Origin of the sequence: Moorena sp. SIO3A2 (genome assembly GCF_010672265.1) — a bacterium.
In the GTDB taxonomy this organism is placed as follows: Bacteria; Cyanobacteriota; Cyanobacteriia; order Cyanobacteriales; family Coleofasciculaceae; genus Moorena; species Moorena producens.
On the sequence record NZ_JAAHHC010000016.1, the window covers coordinates 110855 to 135260 of the forward strand.

25 protein-coding genes and 1 pseudogene are annotated in these 24406 nt (G+C 42.8%); 13 read left to right on the forward strand and 13 right to left on the reverse strand.

Annotated features, from left to right (window positions below; genetic code table 11):
* Positions 1–64: 64 nt before the first annotated feature.
* The 5 genes from F6K64_RS19765 to murG all read right to left on the reverse strand — a co-directional run bounded on the left by F6K64_RS19765 (position 65) and on the right by murG (position 3099).
* Complete coding sequence (locus F6K64_RS19765; protein ID WP_008190106.1) at positions 65–532, reverse strand: CBS domain-containing protein; 468 nt, start codon at positions 530–532, stop codon at positions 65–67.
* Between the two features lie 281 nt (positions 533–813).
* Positions 814–1029: a hypothetical protein gene (locus F6K64_RS19770; protein WP_131826873.1), complete on the reverse strand. Its 216-nt coding sequence runs from the start codon at positions 1027–1029 to the stop codon at positions 814–816.
* Between the two features lie 38 nt (positions 1030–1067).
* Positions 1068–1367 (reverse strand): glutathione S-transferase C-terminal domain-containing protein, encoded by a 300-nt coding sequence (locus tag F6K64_RS19775; protein WP_008190105.1) that lies wholly within the window; start codon positions 1365–1367, stop codon positions 1068–1070.
* 15 nt (positions 1368–1382) lie between these two features.
* Positions 1383–1793 carry a Tom37 metaxin N-terminal-like domain-containing protein gene (locus F6K64_RS19780; RefSeq protein ID WP_008190102.1) on the reverse strand — a complete coding sequence of 137 codons (411 nt, stop codon included), beginning with the start codon at positions 1791–1793 and terminating at the stop codon, positions 1383–1385.
* Positions 1794–2049: 256 nt separating this feature from the next.
* Complete coding sequence (gene murG, locus F6K64_RS19785; RefSeq protein ID WP_008190099.1) at positions 2050–3099, reverse strand: undecaprenyldiphospho-muramoylpentapeptide beta-N-acetylglucosaminyltransferase; 1050 nt, start codon at positions 3097–3099, stop codon at positions 2050–2052.
* Between the two features lie 52 nt (positions 3100–3151).
* Between murG and F6K64_RS19790 the strand changes: the two genes are divergently transcribed.
* Positions 3152–3382 (forward strand): hypothetical protein, encoded by a 231-nt coding sequence (locus F6K64_RS19790; RefSeq protein ID WP_131826872.1) that lies wholly within the window; start codon positions 3152–3154, stop codon positions 3380–3382.
* A 64-nt stretch (positions 3383–3446) separates the two neighbouring features.
* Positions 3447–4274 (forward strand): DUF8623 domain-containing protein, encoded by an 828-nt coding sequence (locus F6K64_RS19795; RefSeq protein ID WP_008190095.1) that lies wholly within the window; start codon positions 3447–3449, stop codon positions 4272–4274.
* On the opposite strand, the gene F6K64_RS19800 is transcribed toward F6K64_RS19795, so the two are convergent.
* On the reverse strand, positions 4246–4446 hold the full coding sequence (locus F6K64_RS19800) for a hypothetical protein (RefSeq protein WP_131826871.1): 201 nt from the start codon (positions 4444–4446) through the stop codon (positions 4246–4248). The genes F6K64_RS19795 and F6K64_RS19800 overlap by 29 nt on opposite strands.
* Positions 4447–4592: 146 nt before the next feature.
* On the opposite strand from F6K64_RS19800, the gene truB reads away from it, so the two are divergent.
* The 4 genes from truB (at position 4593) to F6K64_RS19820 (ending at position 8739) form a co-directional block, all read left to right on the forward strand.
* Positions 4593–5483 (forward strand): tRNA pseudouridine(55) synthase TruB, encoded by an 891-nt coding sequence (truB, locus tag F6K64_RS19805; protein WP_044495314.1) that lies wholly within the window; start codon positions 4593–4595, stop codon positions 5481–5483.
* Positions 5484–5664: 181 nt separating this feature from the next.
* Positions 5665–6906, forward strand: a complete 1242-nt coding sequence (gene dcm, locus F6K64_RS19810) for a DNA (cytosine-5-)-methyltransferase (protein WP_287266127.1) — start codon at positions 5665–5667, stop codon at positions 6904–6906.
* A gap of 464 nt (positions 6907–7370) precedes the next feature.
* The gene (locus F6K64_RS19815; protein WP_008190088.1) at positions 7371–7883 is read left to right on the forward strand and encodes a DUF1499 domain-containing protein; all 513 of its coding nucleotides are present in this window, start codon (positions 7371–7373) and stop codon (positions 7881–7883) included.
* Between the two features lie 496 nt (positions 7884–8379).
* Positions 8380–8739: a hypothetical protein gene (locus F6K64_RS19820; RefSeq protein WP_287250176.1), complete on the forward strand. Its 360-nt coding sequence runs from the start codon at positions 8380–8382 to the stop codon at positions 8737–8739.
* 131 nt (positions 8740–8870) lie between these two features.
* On the opposite strand, the gene F6K64_RS19825 is transcribed toward F6K64_RS19820, so the two are convergent.
* Entirely contained in the window at positions 8871–9473 is a 603-nt protein-coding gene (locus tag F6K64_RS19825; protein WP_008190084.1) for a hypothetical protein, read from the reverse strand.
* A gap of 326 nt (positions 9474–9799) precedes the next feature.
* Here F6K64_RS19825 and F6K64_RS19830 point away from each other — a divergent pair, with 326 nt between their 5' ends.
* Together F6K64_RS19830 and F6K64_RS19835 are read left to right on the forward strand one after the other, a co-directional pair.
* The gene (locus F6K64_RS19830; RefSeq protein ID WP_287266129.1) at positions 9800–11020 is read left to right on the forward strand and encodes an aldo/keto reductase; all 1221 of its coding nucleotides are present in this window, start codon (positions 9800–9802) and stop codon (positions 11018–11020) included.
* Positions 11021–11151: 131 nt separating this feature from the next.
* Entirely contained in the window at positions 11152–12966 is a 1815-nt protein-coding gene (locus tag F6K64_RS19835) for an ABC transporter ATP-binding protein (protein ID WP_287266155.1), read from the forward strand.
* Positions 12967–13201: 235 nt separating this feature from the next.
* Here F6K64_RS19835 and F6K64_RS19840 read toward each other — a convergent pair whose 3' ends face one another.
* On the reverse strand, positions 13202–13546 hold the full coding sequence (locus F6K64_RS19840; RefSeq protein WP_287263247.1) for a hypothetical protein: 345 nt from the start codon (positions 13544–13546) through the stop codon (positions 13202–13204).
* Positions 13547–13629: 83 nt separating this feature from the next.
* Between F6K64_RS19840 and F6K64_RS19845 the strand changes: the two genes are divergently transcribed.
* Positions 13630–13860 (forward strand): hypothetical protein, encoded by a 231-nt coding sequence (locus F6K64_RS19845; RefSeq protein ID WP_131826869.1) that lies wholly within the window; start codon positions 13630–13632, stop codon positions 13858–13860.
* 171 nt (positions 13861–14031) lie between these two features.
* On the opposite strand, the gene F6K64_RS19850 is transcribed toward F6K64_RS19845, so the two are convergent.
* The 5 genes and pseudogenes from F6K64_RS19850 to gntT all read right to left on the reverse strand — a co-directional run bounded on the left by F6K64_RS19850 (position 14032) and on the right by gntT (position 18045).
* Entirely contained in the window at positions 14032–14286 is a 255-nt protein-coding gene (locus F6K64_RS19850; protein ID WP_287266132.1) for a hypothetical protein, read from the reverse strand.
* A gap of 515 nt (positions 14287–14801) precedes the next feature.
* Positions 14802–15584, reverse strand: a pseudogene (locus F6K64_RS19855) (SDR family NAD(P)-dependent oxidoreductase).
* 253 nt (positions 15585–15837) lie between these two features.
* Complete coding sequence (locus F6K64_RS19860) at positions 15838–16440, reverse strand: TetR/AcrR family transcriptional regulator (protein ID WP_287266134.1); 603 nt, start codon at positions 16438–16440, stop codon at positions 15838–15840.
* An 85-nt stretch (positions 16441–16525) separates the two neighbouring features.
* Positions 16526–16684, reverse strand: coding sequence for a hypothetical protein (locus F6K64_RS19865; RefSeq protein WP_165691801.1), 159 nt, complete (start codon positions 16682–16684; stop codon positions 16526–16528).
* A 35-nt stretch (positions 16685–16719) separates the two neighbouring features.
* Entirely contained in the window at positions 16720–18045 is a 1326-nt protein-coding gene (gene gntT / locus F6K64_RS19870; RefSeq protein WP_287266136.1) for a guanitoxin biosynthesis MATE family efflux transporter GntT, read from the reverse strand.
* Positions 18046–18341: 296 nt separating this feature from the next.
* On the opposite strand from gntT, the gene F6K64_RS19875 reads away from it, so the two are divergent.
* The 4 genes from F6K64_RS19875 to F6K64_RS19890 all read left to right on the forward strand — a co-directional run bounded on the left by F6K64_RS19875 (position 18342) and on the right by F6K64_RS19890 (position 24112).
* Entirely contained in the window at positions 18342–19688 is a 1347-nt protein-coding gene (locus tag F6K64_RS19875) for a citrate/2-methylcitrate synthase (RefSeq protein ID WP_008190068.1), read from the forward strand.
* 542 nt (positions 19689–20230) lie between these two features.
* A complete protein-coding gene (locus F6K64_RS19880; RefSeq protein ID WP_008190065.1) occupies positions 20231–21565 on the forward strand; it encodes a tetratricopeptide repeat protein in 1335 nt (444 codons plus the stop codon).
* A 748-nt stretch (positions 21566–22313) separates the two neighbouring features.
* On the forward strand, positions 22314–23711 hold the full coding sequence (locus F6K64_RS19885) for a tetratricopeptide repeat protein (RefSeq protein ID WP_229414760.1): 1398 nt from the start codon (positions 22314–22316) through the stop codon (positions 23709–23711).
* The gene (locus F6K64_RS19890; RefSeq protein WP_008190060.1) at positions 23708–24112 is read left to right on the forward strand and encodes a hypothetical protein; all 405 of its coding nucleotides are present in this window, start codon (positions 23708–23710) and stop codon (positions 24110–24112) included. The genes F6K64_RS19885 and F6K64_RS19890 overlap by 4 nt, the downstream gene beginning before the upstream one ends.
* Positions 24113–24406: the final 294 nt, after the last annotated feature.

A 24406-nucleotide genomic window follows, 5' to 3' on the forward strand; every position in this document is an offset into this window, starting at 1 on the left:
GCCAAAACTCAACTTACCATGTTATTTGTTCAGCGTGAACACTATTTGAGATAGAACAGTTCCCTTAATTCTTTAACTCAGCTGCCATAGCGCGGACAATATCCCCAGAGCTCAGAATTCCAATCACTTGCTCCGCTTCATCTGTTACTGGTAAATGGTGGATTGATTTTTCCTGCATCAACTTAGCCGCTTTCCGTAAGGGTTGATCCGGTTTGATGCTCATGGGATGACCAGTCATTACTTCCCCAGCGGTTTGTCCAAGTGCTTTATGGAGTTCTTGGTCATAACGGGCAGGATTTTCTAAGTAAATCACGCTGTCGAGAAACATGATATAGACTGGCGGTTCTACTCCTGTCTCCTGCCACAGCAAGTCAGTTTCTGAAATCACTCCCACCAATTTGCCTGCTTCGTTAACCACTGGCAAGCCACTGATGCTTTGTTCAGCAATAATTTTGATCACTTCCTTAATCGGTGTTTCGGGCTGCACCACGATCGGGTCACGGGTCATGACTTCAGCAACGGTTTTAGCCATAGTTGGGTTTTTAAGGGTTTTGAATGGTTTAGCTGGTGATAACTCTATTCTCCCACTGCCTTAGTCTAGAAGGTGACAGAAGTCTGAAAACTTTATGGTTGATTAAGCTTTGACCGTTGAACTCGCTCCCCAAAAGCTCCGCGTTAATTCTATTGCCCCAGGGCGAATCGAAACACCCCTCTGGTCAGATCTTGGTTGAACACCAGAACAACTGCAATCCGTTGCCAAGTAGGTCAATAATCGCCTCATCCCAGGACCTTTTGGTTCACCAGTCGATATTGCTAAAGCAGCCGTTTTTCTGGCGTTGCGTCAGTCTTCGCGCTGAATAGGAGTAGAGTGGGCATCCTGCCCGCCCGAAAATAAGGAGGAAACTGGCAAGATGCCAGTTCTACGCAAGATGCCAGTTCTACGCAAGATGCCAGTTCCACGGCTGATGCCCATTCCACAGGTGCGACCCGTAAATTGAAAATGCGATCGCTATTGTGATTACTTGACATTTAAGGCAATTACCACATCTCCTAGAAATTTTTCTGGATTAAGAAGGCAAATAATCTGGAAAAAACGCCTGTTTCATCCGTTCACAATATTGACAGATATTGTTAAATTGAGATACCCGATCAATAATCAGACTCTTGAAAGGAGGTAAAATCATGTTTGCAATATAACCATAAGCCGTTGCATCTAAAGTGGTCGGTCTCTCCCCCATAAAAAATGGTTTATCTGCTAAATAATCAGACAGGGCTTGAAACTCAGCATTAATAATTTGAGAAATTTCCTTCTCGGAGTGACGACCCAGTCCCTGTTGATAAATCTGATTAGAAAGGGAATTTCGCACCTGTTGTAAAAACTGTTACGATTCTGGTGTCGAGCTCCCAGCAAAGTAGAGAGTCGTTAATGTTTGTTTGAATAATTGCCAGTTATCTTCAATGTTATAACGAATATACATCTCTCCCCAATAAGTATTTTCTTTCAGCATCCGCCGAAAAGCTAAGGAGATTGCTTTTTCTGTTGAGGTCAAATCCCGATCAGGATCTATGCCCTCTTTTTCCTTAAGCATCTCGATAATTATGGTGGAGTCACCGATGAGTTCTCCTTTATATTCTATAAACGGAATTTTGCCTTTGGGAGCTTTAGTAAAGTCCTTAGTAATCTCGATATCGTAAGCAATATTAGCTATACGCAGCCAAGTTTCCAATTTAATACAGGGTGGACTAATGCTCGGTAATCCCCATAAAGGTGGTGCCTTATACAAAGTTATCATCACAGTAAATTTGGTTCGATATTACGCTTAAGCAATAACTATTATAAGGGCAAAATAATAATAAATCAATCTAGTCATTATCGAATCAACAACTCGAAGCTAGTCTACATTATTTTTTTGACTTTTTTGCAATTATTTTATTGTTCTTATTCGGTTTGAGCAATTTTTAGGTATTTAATCAAACCTCTGAAACTATTAATATTTAAAGTCAAGGTAAAGCTTGATTGACATGAGATCATAGTTCTCCTTTCATATTTTATTTTTCAACTAACTCACGAACTAGAGAGGCTAAACGCTTTCCACTATCTCTAATCGCAAGACTAGCTGTTTTTTGTTTCATCTCTTCTAACCTAGTTGGAGACTTGAGTAAAGCCAGCACCTCCTGTTCTAACGTTTCGTGAGTCAACTGGTCTTGACGAAATACTAAAGCAGCACCAGAATCCTTAAAGCTAGCTGCATTGAAAGCTTGATGGTCTTCCGCTGCATAAGGGTAGGGAATCAGAATGGCTGGTGTTTCAGTTATGGCTAGCTCAGTTAAGGTTCCAGCACCAGCACGGCTAATGGCTAAATTGGCCCGTTGCAGTAATGGTGCCATCTGGTCATAAAAGGGCATAGACAGGTACTGAGGATGGCTAAGGGTGTTAGCCTCTGGGTCTTGTTCTCCAGTTAAATGAACAATCCAAGCACCAGCTTCAAACCAGACGGGAGCACATTGGCGCACTAGTTTATTCACTGCCACTGCTCCTTGGGAACCCCCAACCACCACAATCAAGGGTACCTCTGGTGGAATCGGGAGTTCCAGGGATTGACTCTGTTGAAAACTATCCCGCACTGGTGTACCAACGGTTACAGTTTTAATCCGGGGTAGGTACTTGGAAGCGGCTTCAAACCCTATGGCTACGGTATTGCAAAAGGGACTCAGCCACCGGGTTACTTTTCCGGGAATGGCGTTAGATTCATGTATAATAGTAGGTAGACCCTGCAACCGTGCTGCCATAATTGCAGGTCCAGCGATGTAACCCCCAGTGGTGAAGACACCATCAAATTTACCTTCTCTCAGCAGTTGCCGCACTTGCCAAATTGAACTGACCAGGCGAGTGAAGATGCGCAGAGTACCGAGACCGAAGCGTTGTTGAAAACCTTCTACGGCAATGGTGTGCAGGGGATAGTCTGGTGGTAGCAACTCATTTTCAATGCGGTCAGGAACACCAAGCCACTCGATAGTGTAATTGGGTAAGTGTTGGGCTACTGCGAGGGCGGGAAATATATGTCCCCCCGTACCACTGGCGGCAATCAGCAATCGCATGGGTGACTTAGACACGGCTATAGGTCTCCTTGATCAATTGGGTGAGGGGCTTTTGTCTTGGGTTAATGGGAATCGGGAATCGGGAATCGGGAGTCGGGAATCGGGAAGAAAAAAAATACCAATTAAAGTAGGGTGGGCAAAGTCATATACTCTAGAGTACTCAAAAAAATCAAACTGTTTTTGCCCACCCTACAAGCTAGACATAGGTTATCAAACTAGATTTGGTATCATTGGTGAATCCAAGGGATTACCCTTTCTCCAATCACCAATGATCAATTACTAATTACTAGTTACCAGAATTACCAGTTACCAGTTACCAGTTACCAGTTACCAGTTAACGATTACCAATGACCAATCCAGCCACCTTACTGCAACGACTATCCCAATCTTTTACTACTAAAGTCAAGTCTATTTCTTTGGACTGGTCAGTATTTGTACTATTAACGGTAGGGTTGACCCTCGGCTCTCCTCTGAAAGCCCAAGCAGATAGCCCGGAAACCGCACCGCCTCAGCTTAAAGATACCCTCAGCCAAATTGATCGCTTCGCTAATGGCAAGGATGTTGAAGGGTTGCTGGAATTCTATAGCGCTAATTTTGCTAACTCCGATGGCTTAAGTCGGGATGTGATGGGAGAAGCGTTGCTTCAATTGTGGCAGCGCTACCCTGTGTTGAATTACCGCACGGAACTGACGGATTGGCAGCAAGAGGGCAACGCGATCGTGGCAGAAACTGTGACTTATATTACTAGTAACCAACAGGATGCTAGTAAGACCAAATTTGAATCGACTTTGCGATCGCGTCAGCGCTTTGAAAACCAAAAAATTGTCTATTCCACCATTTTGGCAGAGCGTTCCCAAATCACATCAGGAGCTAATCCTCCCAAGGTAACGGTGAAGTTACCAGAACAAGTGCGTATTGGTCAGCGATTTAATTTTGATGCCATTGTCCAGGAACCCCTCGGAGATGATTTGCTGCTGGGAGTGGCTATAGAAGAATCAGTCAGGTCACAGCGCTATACTAATCCCACGGAGGTTGACCTGGAATCTTTGGCTGCCGGTGGAATTTTTAAGATTGGCCGAGCCCCACTGTTACCAGAAGACCGCTGGATTTCAGCTATATTAATTCGGGGGGATGGCATGATTATGATTACTCGACGGTTACATGTGGTTGAGTAATTAGGTTTGAAGGGAGTAGGGAGTCGGGAGCGGTGCGACCCGTGGCGAATTTAATTCGCCTACGGAAAGCGCACCGAGGGAGTAGGGAATCGGGAGTAGGGAGTAGGGAGTAGGGAGTAGGGAGTAGGGAGTAGGGAGTAGGGAGTAGGGAGTAGGAAAATAAAACAGCCATGCTTCCCATGAGCTAGTGCATCAAGATAGAATCAAATCTTATTACTATTCCCGATTCCCGATTCCCGATTCCCGATTCCCGATTCCCGATTCCCGATTCCCTACCTTTACAGATAAATTTTAAACTTGGTGCAAAATCTGAGTATTGTGCAAGGATTTCTAAACTTAAACAAACCAGCAGGTTGGACATCCCACGATTGCGTTGCTAAAGTGCGGCGTCTGCTACGGCTGAAGCGAGTAGGCCATGGCGGGACCCTTGACCCAGCTGCTACCGGGGTTTTACCGATAGCTCTGGGAAAGGCAACCCGACTTTTGCAGTATATGCAGCAGGATAAAGCCTACAAGGCTACGGTGAGACTGGGAGTGAGGACAACTACTGATGATTTGGAAGGAGAGGTGATTGCTACTCAGTCTGCAGCCCAGTTGACTCTGGAGTTGGTCAAGGGTTTGTTGAAACAGTTTGAGGGCAAGATTCAGCAAGTGCCACCAATGTATAGCGCTATTCAGATCAAGGGTAAACGGCTGTATGATTTAGCCAGAGCTGGTGAAGTGGTAGAGGTACCAGAACGAACTGTAGAGGTTGAGAAGATCGAGGTTTTAGATTGGCGTGGGGGGGAATTTCCGGAAATTGATTTAGCGATCGCATGTGGTCCTGGCACCTATATTCGCTCCATAGCCCGGGATTTAGGAGATGCCCTTGAAACCGGTGGTGTGCTAGCCGCTCTGACTCGTACTCGCAGCAGTGGCTTTGATTTAGCCGATAGTCTGACATTAGAAGAATTGACCGAACAGCTGGAACAAAGCCTATTCCAGCCAGTGTCCCCTAGTGTAGGTTTGGGGCACTTACCCTCTGTAACCTTGTCCGCTGATCAAGCCCGTCGCTGGTGTTTGGGACAGCGTATCTCTGGGGATGATACTCTTGAAACTCCCACAATTCCTTTGCAAGTGTATCACGAAGATGGCAGTTTTTTGGGTATTGGTAAGGTGATATCCTCAACCTCTGGGGTATTGCTGGCTCCTCAAATGGTTTTTGTTTGATGGTAGTTGATTGAATCGAACAGGACTTACATAGTAACTAGCTATATCATTAGCTGTTCTAGGTTTAGGTCGTAACCAAAGGAGCGGGGGGCGGATAAAGTAATTCAGGAATTTAGTTGATCTGTATCCCGTTTTTTGTAACCATTGCATTATGCAACGGTTATATTAGAGCGTATTGGGTATGGCAAACACTAAATCTGGCACTGTTCAAGACCTAGTTACGGTTCAGGAAGCTGCTGAAATCTTGGGTGTCTCCTCCGATACCATACGTAGGTGGGAAAAGAAAAAGCTGCTGAGGGCAAAGCGGTCTGAACGAAACTACCGCTTTTTTGATATTGAAGAGTTAAAACGAATTCAAAGGAAGTATCTAGGACTAGCTACTGGGGTTGAGTTTCGTGTTCTCAAGAGCAAACCCACTAGCTTCAGAGTAATTGAGTTATTTGCTGGGTGTGGAGGCATGGCACTGGGTTTTGAGAATGCTGGCTTAAGCACCAAGCTGTTGGTGGAGATTGATAAAGACTGCGTAAACACTCTGAAGCTGAATAGACCTTCCTGGAAAATCATACCTGAGGATATAGCCAATGTTGATTTTACCAAATACAAGGACAACGTAGAGATTGTGGCTGGTGGAGTGCCCTGCCAAGCTTTCAGCTATGCCGGTCTAGGTAAAGGTTTTGACGATACTAGAGGGACGCTCTTTTTTGAGTTTGCACGGTGTGTCAAGGAAGTACAGCCGAAAATAGCACTAGTTGAAAACGTTAGAGGTCTGATCCACCATGACCAAGGCAGAACCTTATCCACCATGCTGCGAACCTTAGAGGATTTAGGTTACAACCCTACCTATAAGTTGCTCAGAGCGCAGTTTCTAGATGTTGCCCAAAAGCGGGAGAGGGTAATTATCATTGCGGTCAGAAAAGACTTAGACCTAAACGCAATATTTCCTCAGGAAAAGGACTACACTATTTCCCTGAGGGAGGTGCTCAAAGATTGCCCTAAATCAATAGGAGCAAAATACCCTACCCGCAAGAAAGAAATTATGGAGTTAATACCACCAGGAGGTTATTGGCGGAACTTACCAATAGAGCTTCAAAAAGAGTATATGAAAAAGAGTTTCTATCTCGGTGGCGGCAAAACCGGTATGGCTAGGCGGCTTTCTTGGCAAGAACCTTCCCTTACTCTAACCTGTAACCCAGCTCAAAAACAGACCGAGCGGTGTCATCCTGAAGAAACACGACCGTTGACAGTTAGGGAATATGCACGTATTCAGAGCTTCCCCGATGATTGGGAATTTACCGGTTCTCTATCATCGAGGTACAGGCAAATAGGTAATGCGGTCCCTGTTAATTTGGCTTACCACATTGGACGATGTCTGATTGCGATGTTGCAAGGGGAATTCGACCCAGAAACGATGGAGAAGTGTTGAACTTTGGCTTTTGCCCTTACTAACCCCAATTTTTTTGATAATACAGCAAAGGGAGCAGGGAGCAGGGAGCAGGGAGCAGGGAACTTCAGATTAAAAATTATCACAATTCATTTAAGATCGCTATTAGTCAACCAGACATGATATTACTAATATAGTGTTTGTATTTGAGATGTAAACCTAGGAGGTCTTGTTTTATTGTCCAATCAAACTCCAGACCTCTTTCCGATATTGCCTAGTAAGCATTCAGCTATCAGCTATCAGCTATCAGCTTTTGAATAAAACAGGTCAGCAAAAGTTTAATCTGAGTTATGTCACAGCGTTGAAGCCTGTGCCACAAACTAGAAGCCTGTGCCACAAAGCTGTTCGCGTAGCGTGAGCTTTTAGCTCACGGCTGACGGCTGACTGCTGAATGCTTATATTGCCTTTTTCAGCAATTGTGTTGATAACCCAGATACAAACGCTTTATGACTGTACAAAGCCAAAAACTATCACCCTTGAGACTAATACTAGTAGTATTAATATCGTTAGTATTAGTCGCTATTGTTGCCATAGGATCTACCTTTGCCCTTTCAGGAGAATCGTTGATGAAATTTCCAGGAAAACAACCCACCAATATTGGGATTCAGTCCTCAGGGCAATTAGCACCTTGCCCAAATAGCCCTAACTGTGTCAGCAGCTATAGCCAAGATGCCGAGCATGGTATTGAACCTTTAGCTTACAACTCAACCCCTACCGAAGCAATAGCTAAGCTAAAAACTGTGATCCAAAACCTAGAACGAACACAAATTATTGAAGAAACAGACAACTATCTTTACGCACAATTCACTACTCCTTTAATGGGGTTTGTGGATGATGTAGAATTTTTGTTGGATGACAGTGCTAAGGTAATCCATGTTCGCTCCGCCTCCCGTTTAGGAAAATCAGATTTGGGAGTTAATCGGAAACGGGTGGAAACAATCCGAGCGGAATTGAGCTGAGTGAATTAATCCCGTTGGTGGGCAGTGCCTAGCAACGGGATTGACTTGCTTATGTTATCTGTTTCTAGCACTGCCCACCCTACATCTTCAATAAATATAAACCCGTTGGTGGGCAGTGCCTAGCAACGGGATTGACTTGCTTATGTTATCTGTTTCTAGCACTGCCCACCCTACATCTTCAATAAATATAAACCCGTTGGTGGGCAGTGCCTAGCAACGGGATTGACTTGCTTATGTTATCTATTTATAGCACTGCCCACCCTACATAAACTCCCTAAAAAACCAGAACTACTTAATTTAATTGCAAACCGCTGTAGCTTGACATACTCTCTAGGCTTTGATAGTTTGGTTTTGGCGGTTAATTATATAACCAGTGTTGGCATCGAAATACTCCCAAAACTATTTCTGGATATATCCCAAAATATATTTTTTGGCGAAGCCGAATTGGTAATAATTACTGTTAGGTACCCCATGGAAAAAAATGGATAAAATAATCATGAAAAAAATTGCATCTCTTGTGGTTTCGTTATTGTTGGTATGCTTTACCTTGCTTGGTGCTGCATCCCCAGCCAATGCTGGATATCAGGCACGATTTTCTGACTCTGAAACTACAGGACCACGTGTTGAATTGGGTGTAACTGGAAATGCTACAAAGTACATGATTATAGGAGCATACAGCAGTATCAATAATATCGATACTAAGAATCGCCCTCTGAAAATATACTCTACTTCAAAGAATCCAATTACCATTCAGATCACTGAACTTCCTGATGCTTCTACTGCTCCTGATGGTGCAGATTTACAAAGTATTGTAATCGACAATAATACTGGCAAGTTGTACATCACATCGTTCTAATTAGCACTAAGCATGATAGCACTAGGCATTAGTGGAATTTTGATTACCTAGGGTAGGCTATTGCTTACCGTTTGAATCTGAACCCACATTCTTCACTTCGTGAGGAATGTGGGATATATTTTTTTGGTAGATTAACTACTAATTGATGGATATAGCAATTCTACGACTTTGGACTTAACTAAATATAAAAATGCTATCAGGTACAACACATTCACAACAATTAGTAAGCTTTTACCTATCCAAGAGTGAATTATAGAGAAAGTAAAAATTGTTGCTACTAACACCAACAATTTTTCCACTGTGGATACGGTATAACCATGATGCTTGGGGTCCCAGTAAGAGAAAGGACTAATAAAACGATAGTTACTAACAGGAAAAAAGTGCCGGTGAGCATCATCGTTGTGAACTGGTAAATCTAATAAGGAGTGCAGTATCATACTCCAACAAAGAATTTCCCAAAGTTGCCATCCCCAGTAATGGCTGATCATCACTCCACACAGGGCTAGGGGCAGGGAATGAAAGGTAGCAACAAGGTTCTGCCAAAAGGGCAATTCGTAGGTTTGTGACCAAATCTGGGACTCTGGTTGACGACGAATTAATTTTGCCCAGATATAAAGGATAAAAATTGGTGCATCGGGTAAAATAGCACCAATTGTAATCGGTAAAGCTGCCTGAATTTGAGCCTGGTGATTCAAAACAGCAAGGTTAATAATGGCGTGGCTAGGAGTATTCAATGGTTAGTTTGTTGATGAATTATAGTCTAGGGATATTATAGTTAGAGTCTGTTGATTAAAAAATAAAGTATATCCCTCACGGGTAAGCCCAAGCATCAATAAGCCTAGGCTTATTGATACAAAAACCGAGAAACTATTAACAAATTAACTCTGTTGCTTCTAAAGTCCTACGAGATTATAGGGGTTTCGATCCACGATCAACCGATATCTAGTCCAATGCATATTATGAGCCATTTTTTCTTGCGCTTAGGCTGATATCGTTATGAACTATACTGGTAAGGATGCCAAATCTTTTAATTATAAGAATTGAAATTGAGTAGCGAGTGATGAAATATCGAAGATTTGGGCGAACTGAGTTGCAAATGCCCGTTTTTTCCTGCGGCGGCATGCGGTTTCACTGCACCTGGGATGAGCTTTCTCCCTCAGAAATTCCCGAAAAAAATCAGATAAATTTAGAAGCTATTATTCGTCGTTCCCTCGAAGTGGGAATTAATCATTTTGAAACAAGTCGTACCTATGGAACCTCTGAAATGCAGTTGGGATGGGCGCTTTCTAAGTTACCTAGAGACCAAGTGCTAATTCAAACGAAAATTACCCCCATTTCAGATTCCCAAGAATTTCAGCGTCAAGTTGAAAAATCTTTATCTCTTTTGCAGGTAGACTATCTTGACCTGCTGACCCTACATGGAATCAATGATCCCCAAGCCTTCAAAGATAGCTTGTGTCCCGGAGGGTGCCTAGATCGGGCGCGGGAGTTACAAAAACAAGGGAAGGCTCGATTTATCGGCTTTGCAACTCATGGGCCAACCGAGCTAATTGTTCAAGCCATTGAAACTGATCGCTTTGACTACGTTAACCTGCACTGGTACTACATCAATCAATTCAACTGGCCAGCCATCGAAGCTGCCGATCGTCATGACATGGGGGTATTTATTATTAGCCCCTCGGATAAAGGGGGAATGTTGCATACTCCACCCAAGCGTTTGGTGGAATTGTGCCATCCCCTTCATCCTATGATGTTTAACGATCTGTTTTGTCTGAGCCATCATCAGGTCAAGACGCTGAGTTTGGGGGCTGCACGACCGTCGGATTTTGACGCACATGTTCAGGTATTGGATTTGTTAGATCGGGCAGAGGAAATTTTACCACCCATTGTGGAGCGTTTGGAGAAGGCGGCGATCGCTCGTTTGGGAGAAGAGTGGTGGCGTACCTGGCATATTGGTTTGCCTCCTCATCATAAAACTCCCAAAGGGATTAATATACCGATGATTCTGTGGTTAAGAAATCTGGCGATCGCCTATGACCTGGTTGAATATGCAAAAATGCGGTACAACCTCCTTGGCTATGCCGATTTCTGGCATCCCGGTACTAGGGCTGAAAATATCAAGGAAATTGATTTAAGCGACTGTTTGCGCCATAGCCCTCACGCGGATAAAATTCCTGCTCTTTTAGACGATGCCCATCAACGCTTGGCAGGTGAACCGGTTCAAAAGTTGTCTCGCGACTTGGGGGGCGGCAAGTCCCGCACAAAGCAAGTATGGAGCTAGAGGGAATGAAGTGGTATCCCAAAACCTGAGTTATATAGTAAACACTTCTCTCCTGGATAATTGACTAGGGTATTCTAGCAGGGTGTATCTCACTTTTGCTAAAATACTCTAATTCTTGCCAAGTCGTGTTAATTACCGTTTTCAATTCAAGGTTAACGTCAAAACCAAATCAGCGTAAGCATTCTAACTCTCCCATCCAGCGGCTGATTGGTTACGCTCAGCCCCATCGTTCCCTAATCTGGAAAGCGATCGCATGCTCAATCCTCAACAAAATCTTTGACTTAGCCCCTCCGGTCTTGATTGGGATGGCAGTGGATGTGGTGGTCAAACAACAAGATTCCTTGATTGCCCATCTAGGAGTAACGGATATCTTTAGCCAACTGGTATTCCTAGGATTCCTCAGCTTTATTGTTTGGGGATTGGAATCGGTCTTTCAATATACTTACCAACGATTATGGCGGAATCTGGCTCAAACCATTCAACACGAATTGCGCCTAGATGCTTACTCTCATCTGCAATTGTTGGAACTAGCGTATTTTGAAGATAGTAGTACAGGGGGATTGATGTCTATCCTCAGTGATGATATCAACCAACTAGAACGCTTTCTGGATATTGGTGCCAACGAAATTCTTCAAGTAACCACAAGCATTATTATTGTCAGTGCGGGCTTCTTTATCGTTGCTCCCAATGTAGCTTGGATAACTCTGATCCCTATCCCCTTTATCCTCTGGGGTTCGATTACCTTTCAAGGTCTGCTTGCTCCCCGTTATGCAGCAGTGCGGGAAAAGGTAGGGTTACTCAATGGACAGTTAGCTAATAATCTAACTGGGATTACTACCATTAAAAGCTTTACAGCGGAAGACTATGAAACTAAGCGGATTGAGAGACAAAGTCTAGGGTATCAGCACAGTAACCAGAAAGCGATCGCATTTTCTGCTGCCTTTGTCCCCTTGATTCGGATGTTAATCCTATTTGGGTTTACCGGAATTCTGCTCTACGGTGGTAAGTCCGCAGCCGCCGGGGAACTAGCAGTAGGCACCTACAGTGTCTTAGTTTTCATGACTCAGCGCTTGCTGTGGCCATTAACTCGACTGGGTAACACCCTCGATCAGTATCAACGGGCCATGGCATCCACCACTAGGGTAATGAATCTGCTGGATACCCCAATTGCCATGCACTCTGGGGATACACCATTACCTAGGTCTGAGGTTAAGGGGGAATTAGTATTAAATAATGTCACATTTGCCTACCGTAATCGCCCCCCTGTGGTACAAAACCTATCCCTTCACATTCCCGCCACCAAGACTATCGCCATAGTAGGTTCCACAGGGTCTGGTAAAAGTACCTTAGTCAAACTGTTATTAAGACTCTACGAAATCCAAGCAGGTTCGATCACTCTTGATGGAATTGACATCAGACAGCTCAAGCTCAAAGACTTACGCCATGCCATTGGTCTAGTTAGCCAGGATGTATTTTTATTCCACGGCACCGTAGAAGAGAATATCACCTACGGCACCTTTGATGCCACCACCGAGGAAATAGTTGCTGCCGCTAAGACCGCAGAAGCCCATGAATTTATCATGGAACTGCCCCAAGGCTATGACACCATTGTGGGAGAGCGGGGTCAGAAACTATCTGGAGGACAACAGCAACGAATTGCGATCGCACGAGCACTATTGAAAGACCCCCCAATCTTGATTCTAGATGAAGCCACCTCCGCCGTTGATAATGAAACCGAAGCCGCCATTCAGCGCTCCCTAGAAAAGATTACCCAAAATCGCACAACCATTGCGATCGCTCATCGGTTGTCCACAGTCCGCAATGCTGATTGTATTTATGTAATCGACCAAGGCAAATTAGTAGAGCAAGGACGACATGAAAAGTTGTTAGAGCAACAGGGAATTTATGCCATGCTGTGGCGGGTGCAGTCTGGAGTGAAGAAATAGGAGTGTGGGGAGATGGGGAGATGGGGAGATTTTTATTAAGTTCGTAGGGTGGGTTAGGTGCGGCCATGATTTTGAGGAATTACCAATCAGTTTTTATCCGCACCGTAACCCACCTTCTTCAAATTTCGCCCCTGACTACTGACGCTTTGTAATTAATTAAACCCAACAAAGCTAGTGCAAATGTTGGGTTTGGTACCTCAACCAAACCTACAGGCTAAGGCGCACTTTATGCATGTTAAGAGTCTTTCCAACCAATGACTAATTTGGCGTACTTGATTTCTCCTTCCATATGTATGTCTGGGTATTTCTCATCCAGTTCCATCAAGAATAGTACAAAGGAGCGGGATTGAAGCTTGGCAGAGATATCCTCGAAGACTTCACTGACCCAGAACAGCTCCTCTTGGTCACAGGCATTGAGTATAGCCTTAGCCGTTATAAGATCCGAACCAATTACCTCGGTTAATTTTTCCCCGTAATCGGTGACTCTGGGATCGTTTACGTGTAGTTGAATCCTCTCTTTAAGGAGCCGCTTGACTTCTGCTATTTTGCTTTCCAGTAATTTAGGATTGTGGTTAGTCATTAGTTGGGAGTCTTTTTTAGATTTCTTTGATACTAGATTTTGAAGTGCGGAATGTAGATTCTGATCACCTTCAACAGTAAACCTTGGCCAAAAGGCCACGCTTCGCGAACAACCTGCTAACCTTGGCCAAAAGGCCACGCTTCGCGAACAACATCCTAACCTTAAACCTGCTAACCTTCAACCTTTTAACCTTCAACCTTCTAACCTTCAACATCCTAACCTTGGCCAAAAGGCCACGCTTCGCGAACAAACTCCTAACCTTAAACCTTCTAACCTTCAACCTGCTAACCTTCAACCTGCTAACCTTCTGCTAACCATAAAAAAAATAGCCGTAGAAATTATTTCCACGGCTGGCGGAAATCCACAGTAAGTCGATTTCACTACTTATGTTATGTGACTTTGTTCCATGACCAGTCCAATCCTTATCCTACTTGATTAGACCTGGTCTTATAGCTAGGGGGAAAACCCCCCAGCTGCTTAAAATCTTAATCCAGAATTAGGTACCTGGTCAAAGTACTAATCACTTCTCCAGGAATGCCACTCGGCTCAAGAGGAGTCCACTCATAAAGTTGTGCGTAGCCCTGGGTATACAGGGAATAGATAGTATTCATTACTGCCTTACGGGAGCCCTTAAGCCTGTGCTCAACCGGTTCTTTCTTCCCGAAAAAAATCTGAGAAGTATTCCCCGGAATTAGATACTCTGGATTATTGTCAGGATTCGGAACAAAGTCTGTAAACATGATTAACAACTTCAATTGATTAACATACTATAATCATAATTATTATAATTTTATTTGTCAAGAGATTTTATCAATTTTTTTTTAAGGTAAATAGGGAGTAAAGTGTGGGTATTGTCCGGATAAGTAGGAGTGTGCTAAGAGGGAAAAAGTAGTTTTAGATAATGGGAGATTTTAAATTAAAAATTTGGATTTATGTAGTCAATTTTAAATAAAAAAATAACAATTATTAATCCATTTAATTTGTAAATTAAACGTTTTCCATACTGATGAGGTAGAGATGATTTTTTACTTCTTCCCTACTCCCTGCTCCCTACTCCCTGCTCCCTGCTCCCTGCTCCCTGCTCCCTAAAAGCAAGGTTAACGTTTACTCAAAAAAAAGCGATCGCTATAGCACTACCCATGAAGGTGAGGACATTGATAAAAGCTTTTTTAGTCAACTTTTGCCTCTTGCCTCTTGCCTTTTGCCTTGCGCGTAGCGCTATAACTATTGCCTGAAGCCCGGAGGATTCTCAAATCTAGTTATACTGATTGCGTCCAGCCATCACACCACCATCTACATCCCAGACCGCGCCAGTCACCCAACTGGCTTTCTCAGAAAGTAGATAAACCACAGCTTCAGCAACATCTGTAGGTGTTCCTACTCTGCCAATGGGATGGAAACTATTGAATCCTTCTAGGGCAGAATGGACTTGTTCTTTGGGGATGAAACCTTCGTAAATGGGAGTTTCTACTACCGCCGGAGATACCGCATTAACTCGAATATTATGTTTTGCTAGTTCCATGGCTAAATGTTGGGTTAGGGAGTGTAAACCAGCTTTAGCCATAGAATAGGCAGAAGACGGAGTAGCTTCTATCGCTTGTTTCGCCCACATCGAACCAATATTAACGATCGCACCAGCCTTGCCATTCTTAATCATATTTTTGACAATCCCCTGAGTGATGAAAAAGGTTCCTTTATTGATATCCAAATAGAGGTCATAATCTTTTTATTCATACTCAATGAACGGTTTAGGGAGAAACACTCCTGCTGAATTTACTAGTAATGTGGCATCGCTATGATTGACATTTAAACGATCAATTAAAGCATTTCTCATCTGTGGATCAGAGATATTAGCTAACTCACCCACTACCGTTCCATATTGACTAAGTTCCGTTACTGCTTCTTCCAGTTTAGGCTGACGTGAGCCAATTAAAACCGCAGCACCACCTTGCTCAAGAATTAATTGAGCAACCGCTTTACCCATACCACTGGTGCCACCAACAACAATGATTTTTTGTCCCGCAAATGCTTGTGTCATGATTATCTCCTTAATTGATTGATTATATTTACTTACCTACTAAAAGGTAGATATTAAAATAAAAAAAATTATTCCTTGATTAGCGGTCAGCGGTCAGCGGTCAGCGGTCAGCGGTCAGCGGTCAGCGGTCAGCGGTTAGCGGTCAGCTTATTTTATTCAAAAGCACCTCAAGTAGCTTAGCCAATGGCTGATAGCTAATGGCTGATAGCACCTCAAGTAGCGTGCGCGTAGCGCATAAGCTGACCGCTGATAGCTAATGGCTGATAGCTGATGGCTGATAGCTGATGGCTGATAGCTTCTCTTCCAGACATGCACCAGTAATCTGATCAAAAGCAGCACTACTATCTTCTGCAACACGGGCTAATAATTGCGCTCCTTGTAACATGGAAAGTAGCATTTTTGCTTCCACTTCTACCGATTGGCTACACTGCCAAGCCTCGGTTTCACAGCCACGGTGCAATAGTCTGGCTAACCAAGATTCAGTGACAGAAAAGAAACTTCTGATCTCTGCTTGGATTTCGGAATTTAAAACACTTAAATCTGCTGTCAACATTCCACACAAACAAATTTTATTGTCTTGCAAACCATCTCGATAGAGATTCACAAACTCTCTCAATTGTGCTTGGGGGGTTGTTTCCTGTTGCTCAATCTCAAAACATTTCCGTGCGAAGTTTTTTTGGTATCGTTTCACTAATTCCTTTACCAAATCATCCTTAGCGGGAAAATGGTAATGGATACTAGCCTTACGGATACCTATTTCTTGGGCAATGTCGGCGTAACTAAAGGCGCTGTAGCCTCGGTTGCGCACCATCGATTGAGCTACGTCTAGGATTTGTTGAGCAGTTTTCTGTTTCATGACTTTATACTACCTACTACTAGGTAGATTTGTCAAGTACTTTTTTGGAAAGGGAGTAGGGAGTAGGGAAGTTAGAATTTAGAATTTAGAATTTAGAATCGGGAGTCGGGAGTCGGGAGTCGGGAATCGGGAATCGGGGTAAGACACTTGACTGTACTTCCTGTACCTCATAACTATGATAAACACTATCAAAATCTTTCCTATCTCCCCATCTTCCCATCTCCCCATCTCCCCATCTCCCCATCTCCCCACACTCTTCCCTATTCAACACTCCTGGGATTAAATATTCTCAGACCTCATGGTTTTTGGGACTTGAACTGCCAGGGCTAAGGCTCTTACTCCCATATAACAACACATAGCCAGCCATAAGATTTGACTACTGTGGAACCACCAAGATGCTACAGCTACAGGGAGAAAACCAACAAGACTACCGGTTACAACACCTTTGCGAAGCAGAGCTCCTTCAGTTAAGCCCAAAAAATACCCATCTAACATAAAAGCCATAGAACTCAGTCCTAGAAAGGGAAGTAGCCACAGAAGATAATGGTGAAGTTCGTCAATTACCTCTCCATGATTGGTCATCAACCCAAACAGAGGATCTGGCAGGAGGACAAATAAGGAAGCTATGGTTAGTCCTATGCCGAGGCTGCTTGCTCCAGATAGGCGCAACAGAGAAGGAAATTTGTTGGTCAAGCCTTGACCGCGAAAGTTCCCTGCTATACTTTCCGTCGCAAAGGATAATCCTTCAATAAAGTAGAAGGTCACGATCATCACCTGCAACAGTAAAGTATTGATAGCTAGCACCATCGTGCCCAAATAAGCACTCAAATCAGTAAAGGCAGCAATGGTGATGGTTGAAGCAATAGAGCGTATCCAGATATTTCCATTCAACTTAAAAGTCGATTTTATAGCCTCTAGGTCGAAAATCCTGTCTACTAGCGCTAGCATTTGAGGATAGCCATTTTCTGTAGCTATGAAAATCATGCCCATAAGTAACATCAGATACTGGCCAGCCGCCGTAGCAAATCCAGCCCCTGCACTTGCCCAGCCCCAACGGATAATCAGCAGGTAATCCAGTATAATATTCGCTCCATTGCCAATAGCTGACAAAACCAATACTTTGGTGCTCTTTTCCCGGCCTAGAAACCACCCGATTAAGACCAAGTTGAGTAGGGTTGCAGGCGCTCCCCAAATCCGAGCATTAAAGTAATCTTGTCCAGCAGCTTTAACCTCAGGTGCAGCGCTGAGTAGGCTAAAGCCAATTTCTCTAAGGGGATATTGCAACAAGATAATGAGTATTCCGAGGGTTAAAGCAATTAAACCATTACGTAGAAGTACTAACGTAATTCCATCTTGGTCAAAGCGTCCTTCCGCTTGAGCCGTTGGGCCGGTAGTTCCCATCCGCAGAAAGTTACAGTTGCGATACACCAAGTTGAAGATAACTGTAGCTAGAGCAACCCCAGCTAAATAGTTAATATCTGCTAAGTGTCCCAAAAATGCGGTATCTACTAACCCTGCTAAGGGAATCGCGATGTTGGAGAGGATATTGACAGTAGCTAATCGCAGAAAGCGAAGATGAAACGTTTCCGTATTGTCTTTGGACATAAGGGGTCTTAATTACCAAAATCTAGCCAAAATTGTTGACTGTAAAATTTTCTTTTATTCTCACCATAAACAATTTTTGGCTGATCGTGTTTATTTTTGTTTACAATATGCTATATTTGGAGTGGATGCTAATCACAAAAGTTGCTAGTTATAGCAAAACTTTGTATCTCTTGATACCAAGAATCTATAAGTTAGTATAAACCCATACTAATTTGTGGGCTTTTGGATCCATTTTGAGATGTTTTTTGATAGCTCTGAAGTTAGCTGATCGATAGGATTATTAGGTGATTGTAAAAATGGAACATTCTCATCTCACTATCATCTTACCCGATGGTTCATCTCACCCTATTCCCATATACTTGACCAAGACAGGACAAACACTAATCTGTGGGAAAACAGTAGCAAAAACTACAGGCTATCAAATTTACGATTCCGAACTCAGGCACACAACTACTGAATTAGCCAGTCTAAGTTATTTAGATGCCGGAGCTCTAGAATTATACTACCGGGGGATTCCGATCCAATTAGTAGTCGATAATTGCGATTACTTAGATACCATTATTTTGTTATATGAATCACATCTCCCCAGCCAAGAGGAAAAACAATGGTTTAAGGAGCAACTGGCCAAAAACTCTCTTCTGGATCAGAAAATTATTAAGGGACTCAAGAGTGTAATCTCTTCCTTTTCTCCCCATGCTAATCCCGTCGCTATTCTAAGTTCTGGATTATCCTATCTTTCCGGAGAATGTTCTTTGCCTTTACGGAATCAAGGCGAACAGTTGGAAGCAATATTGAAGGCTCTTGCCATAACTCCTATTCTGGTAGGGATGATCCTACAACATGTCAAACAGCAGCCTTTGGTATTGCCCCAAGACGTTGGCTGTTATGGACAAAATTATGATTATATCAATAATCTCCTGGGGATGATCTGCGGTTTCGGTAAAGTAACCGATGAGCAACGCTCTTTGATGGATACACTGATGGTGTTGCATGCAGACGCTGGCTTGAGTCCTTCAACATTTGCTGCTAAACAAAATATTAGCAATGGTACGGGAATGTGGAGAAGTTTAATCTCCGCCTTAAACGCCTTGTCTGGAGACAAACATGGGGGCGCTAATTTCAGGGTGTTGCAGATGTTTCAGGAAATTGCTGCTGCTGATGGAGACCTAGAAGACAAGATCAGAAATTATATCCAGCAATCCCTGGCTCAAAAACAGAAAATCCCTGGGTTAGGACATATTGAATTCAAAGGGATAGACCCTAGAGCCAGAATTCTCAGCAAAATCTGCAACCAAATGGTTGAAGAAGGAAAGGGAGATACTTTCATGCATATTGCGAGGGAAATGCATAAGCAAATAGATACTATTCCTTACTTCGATAAGATTAAACCAAACGTAGATTTTTATTCTGGTGTTTTATGGAAAAACCTAGGAATTCCTGATCAACTGATGACAGTTATGTTCTATTGCAGTCGCATTGCTGGCTACATTGCTAATATTTGCCTAGCTACCGAAAAATCTACTATTGTTTTCCCTAATCAAGCTTATGTAGGAAAAACAAATTTATTCTTTAATGATGTTGAGCCAAGCACTTCAGGAGTGATTCCCTTATTCCCTGCTCTTAAGCATTCAGCCGTGAGCTAAAAGCTCACGCTACGCGAACAGCTGTCAGCCGTCAGCCTAATCCTTAAAATAAACCCGGGAGTAAATGTAGGCTGGGCAGTGCATGACACCGATTCATTTGTTTGCGATCGCTTTTAGCGGCTCCTACGGAGCATCGCGTAGCGTGACCTACGGTCAATCGCCTTACTAAGCACTGCCCACCAACGGACTAGTTGATGTCGGTGAGCAGAAACACCTCCAGACGTGATTTACCGTAATGTTAAGAATTAATACAGCAATAGCAACACTTAGTGATACAAGTAGTATAATATCTCTACTTTAGATTTATGCTATTACTAAACCTCAAATTGCCATTAAGATTCCTCCAACCCTTCTCCCATAACTCAATAGCTGCTAGGTTGAGCAAACTGGCAGGTCAAAGACTGATGTGATTGTTGATGCGATCGCTAATTACCTTGACTGTGCTGAAAACATTCCCATCATTCAGACAATGGCTGAATTTGAGAGGAGGTTGGTGGAACGGGAGGCTGAAATTAGAGGGAAATCAGACGTCAAGTCAGCTTATGCCAGAAGAAACTCCTAAGACTAACTCTGCTATATCAAAGTTAGAGTCTGCTATTCAACGTTATACTCATGCACTTACTACACTTGAAGACGCTAGCTCGCCATCAAAAGAAACAGTTCTAGAGGTTTTGACTGCTCGTGATACCGTTCAAGCAGAATTAAGCAATCAATCACAGATTCCTACAGGAAGCTTGATTAAGGTTAACGATCTAGATCACCGATTAAAGCAAGATACTAATAAGATTACCACAGTAGATCTAACTGAATGGCATGCTATTTTCAACCCTAACGTAGAGGCTTGGTGGTGGTTTCTTGAACCTCCAAAGCATCGATGGGATTATCTGGATTGGCTATGGAAAATACTGACAATTGTATTTCTCATATTGTCTTTTAGTTTAACGGTAGATATTTCGGAACACTTTCTGAGTGGTGGAGCACCAGATACCTTAGAGGTTTTTGTTACTGCTAGTGAGGGCGTCCTAACACTACTGGTTGGTAGAACCGCTTTCACAAAAACTGGACAGGAGTTAATCAAAAATGCTCTTACCCGTTTGAATATTCCTAACTATTTTTGGCAAGAAGTAATTTGTGGTATTGCCTTCAGTCTTTTCCTCATTTGTGTTATAGTTTATTTTTTGTTACCTAAGATTGCCGATTTTTACAACCATCTTGGTGATCAAGACATTCAACATAATCATCCGAAATTTGCTGCCGCCATATCAGACTACAAACGAGCAGTCGCCCTGAATCCTGACTACGCTGAATCTCATTATCACTTAGGAACAATTTATGAGGAACTACAAGAAAATCAAAAGGCTTTATCTCAATACAAAATTGCTGTGAAAGATAACTTCATTCCTGCTTATAATAAGTTAGGAAGAATGTATATTATCGATCAAAAATATGCTCAGGCTAGTTTTTGGTTACGAAGAGGTCTAGACCTAATTAATGAGGAGACTGAAAATGATAAAGACAATGATAAAGAAGTGAAATACAATTTGCTGACAAACCTGGGGTGGGCTATGCTAGAACAAAAGTACTATGATGAGGCAAAATATAATCTCGAGAATGCTAAGAAGTTATATAATAACAAGGCACCAGCTTACTGTTTGCTAGCCCAGGTATTAGAAGCTGAAAAAAACGAAGCAGATGAAAAAAATACGGAAACAAAAAACACGGAAATAATTAATAATTGGGGATATTGCTATGAGTATGCCAATACTAATAATATAGATGAAAACAAATGGTTTTATCAAGCTAGACAGCACTTAAAAACTCCGTTAAATGGTTCTTCAGTACCTGCTATGCTAAATTTCCAGTTAAAAAACTCATAAAGCTTACTGTAAAAGGGAAATGAGGCTATTCAACTAACAAAATTTTCTGAATACTGCCTCTTTCCACTGCTCCGTTCGCGCAGCGTGGCCAACGGCCTCACGCGCCCCGCGTGGCCTACGGCCTCAGTCCCTGCTCCCTGCTCCCTTGGCCACAGTAAATCTATCATTTAGATGTAGGGTGGGCAGTGTATCACACAGAGTCATTTGCTTGCCATCGGGTTGGTACACACTGCCCACCTTACGATTGACAGTAATCGGTAACTCACCACTGATAACTAACTAGTTCATGTCAGTGGGCAGTGCATCACACCGATTCATTTGTTTGCGATCGCTTTTAGCGGCTCCTACGGAGCATCACGTAGCGTGACCTACGGTCAATCGCCTGACTAAGCACTGCCCACCAACGGACTAGTTGATGTCGGTGAGCAGAAACACCTCCAGAGGTGATTTACCGTAATGTTAAGAATTAATACAGCAATAGCAACACTTAGTCATACAATTGGTATAATAGCGCTACTTTAGATTTATGCTATTACTAAACCTCAAATCGCCATTAGGATTCCTTCAACCCTTCTCCCATAACTCAATAGCTGCTAGGTTGAGCAAACTGGCAGGTCAAAGACTGATGTGATTGTTGATGCGATCGCGCTTATACCTGGCTGTGCTGAAAACATTCCCATCATTCAGACAATGGCTGAATTTGAGAGGAGGTTGGTGGAACGGGAGGCTGAAATTAGAGGGAAATCAAATGTCAAGTCAGCTTATGCCAGGAGAAACTCCTAATAATAATTCTGCTATGTCAGAGTTAGAGTCTGCTATTCAACGTTATACTGATGCACTGACTAAACTTGAAGACACTAGCTCGTCAGGGAGCATCCCATTTTGGCAAATATATCTTTTTAAGTGGGCGGTAGAATCACGATCATACAGCTTAATGCGGTATGTTTCTTCCAAAGTGGGATCCTTCCGCTCGCCATCAAAAGAAATAGTTCTAGAAGTTTTGACTGCTCGTGATACGGTTCAAGCAGAATTAAGCAATCAATCACAGATTCCTACAGGAAGCTTGATTAAGGTTAACGATCTAGATAACCGATTAAAGCAAGAGACTAATAAGATTACCACAGTAGTAGATCTAACTGAATGGCATTCTATTTTGAACCCTAAAGTAGACGCTTGGTGGTGGTTCTTCAAACCTCCAAAGCATCGATGGGATTATCTTGACTGGCTAGGGAAAATACTGACAGTTGTATTTCTAACATCGTCGTTGAGTTTAACCGTAGACATTTCCTCACGCTTTCTGACTGGTGGACCAGATACCGTAGGGGCTTTTGTTACTGCTACTCAAAGCGTCTTAACACTATTGGCCGGTAGAAGCGCTCTCACAAAAGCTGGACAGGATTCAATCAAACGTGCTCTTACCCGTTTGAATATTCCTAAATATTTGTGGGAAGAAGTAAGTTGTGGTATTGCCTTCAGTCTTTTACTAGTTTCTGTTACCGTTCGTTTGTCGTTACCTCACATTGCAGTGGTTTACAAAAATATTGGTGATGGATATATTTTTGATGAAAATAGTCCTCCGCGATTTGCTGCTGCTATATCAAGCTACAAACGAGCACTAGTACTAAATCCTGACTACGTTGAACCTCATTATAAATTAGGATTAGTTTATGAGGAACTACAAGAAAATAAAAAGGCTTTATCTGAATACAAAATTGCTGTACAAGATGACTTTGAAGTTGCTTATAATAACTTAGGAAGAATGTATATTCTCGACAAAAAATATTATCAGGCTAGTTCCTTGTTACTAAGAGGTCTATACCTAACTGAGAATACTGACAATGAGCAAGTGAAATACTATTTGCTTAAAAACCTGGGGTGGGCTCGGCTAAAACAAAATCGCTATGCTGAGGCAAAACGTCATCTCCAGGATGCTATTACTTTAGATAAGGAAAAGGCACCAGCTTACTGTTTGCTAGCCCAGGTACTAGAAGAAGCAGGTGACAATAATACTGCAATAATCATGAATAATTGGGCATCTTGCCTGGGATATTCCTCCAGTTATAATATAGATCAAGACAAATGGATTGACCAAGCTAGACAGCGCTTAGAAACTGGCTTAACTAAACAGTTGCCCAATAAACAATGAAACACATAGTAGCTGCTTTGACAATCGTTGGTATTACCGTTGCACAAGGTTTTACCAATAAAGTTATTGCCGATCAATTACCTGTAGGAACTGTGGACACAGCTCAGGGAGTGGGTAAGATCTTCCGCTTACCTGAAAACGTTTCCATTCCTGTATCGATAGGTGAAGAACTTTATCCTGGTGACTTCCTAAGAATAGCTAAGGGAGCTTATGTAGTCATTGAGTGCCACAACAACAACAAATGGACTATACCTGAAGGTATTTGGGTGGGCGTGAATAATGGTTGTGGGAAACCAATCAGCCGATTTAGCAACCCTCCGGAGAAGCCTGGCTTCTACCCTCCTGATGATGCTCTTGATCCATTTGGTCCTGGCAGGAGGAGGGGTGCTGGTCACAGGTAACCCGAGCTTTCCTAAGCGGAACTGTACCATATAGTGCATACAGTAGATGTAGGGTGGGCAGTGCATCAAACCGAGTCATGTGCTTGCCATCGCCAAAGTACCCACTGCCCACCCTACAATTAATCTGAGCTGACTTTTTAGGGACTTGCTTATAAAAAAAATACCAATTAAAGTAGGGTGGGCAAAGTTATCTTATCTAGAAGACTGATGTGAACCAAAATGTTTTTGCCCACCCTACAATTCATCTGAGCTGACTTTTTACCTCAATAGGGAACGCGCACCAAGAAAGCGATC